Consider the following 608-nt stretch of genomic DNA (forward strand, 5'->3'; position numbering starts at 1 on the left):
CTACAGGCGCAACGCGACTCGAACGAAGCGTTAACGGTAAAGAGTCATTCCGATCCGTTGTATCGCTTTTGCGGTTATCTGGTATCTGTCAATGATACAACTGGGATGAAGATGGGCAATAAGAACATCAGCCCACGCGCACCAAGATTGTACTTGTATCACGCCTATCTCTCTTTTATGGAAGCGCACGGCTTTGAACGTCCGTTAACACTGACTAAGTTTGGTGAATCCATTCCCAAGATTATGCTGGAATACCGGAAAGAGTATCGGAAAGTGCGAACCAAGAAAGGCTATTCTTATAACGTCGAATTATCGGAAGAGGCCGAAGAATGGCTACCGTCAGTGCCTGAATGTCGAGACTTTAAATTGCCTGTATAAAACTTTGGGCTTTAGGTCTACATCCCATACATTACTTCAAATATCCAGTTGTATTTAAAGGAAAATAATAGATGTATAGTTATTTTTTAGCTATACATCAACTGTACATTCTCTTCATTAATCTAAAAAATGGGTGAACAGGTGATACAGTCAGTGAATATTATATTAATTGCATCAAACCCAGATGTAGCAAGGCTTTCAGGGAATTGTGCAGAGGGTGCATAACTGAG

The 608-nt window shown here is 41.0% G+C and carries 1 protein-coding gene; it reads left to right on the forward strand.

All coding sequences use genetic code 11. The features are described from left to right. A partial coding sequence (locus tag Xinn_RS21365; protein ID WP_244590297.1) for a winged helix-turn-helix domain-containing protein occupies window positions 1–378 on the forward strand: 378 nt, incomplete at its 5' end. Window positions 379–608: the final 230 nt, after the last annotated feature.

The sequence above is a fragment of the Xenorhabdus innexi genome (assembly GCF_002632485.1).
Lineage (GTDB): Bacteria > Pseudomonadota > Gammaproteobacteria > Enterobacterales > Enterobacteriaceae > Xenorhabdus > Xenorhabdus innexi.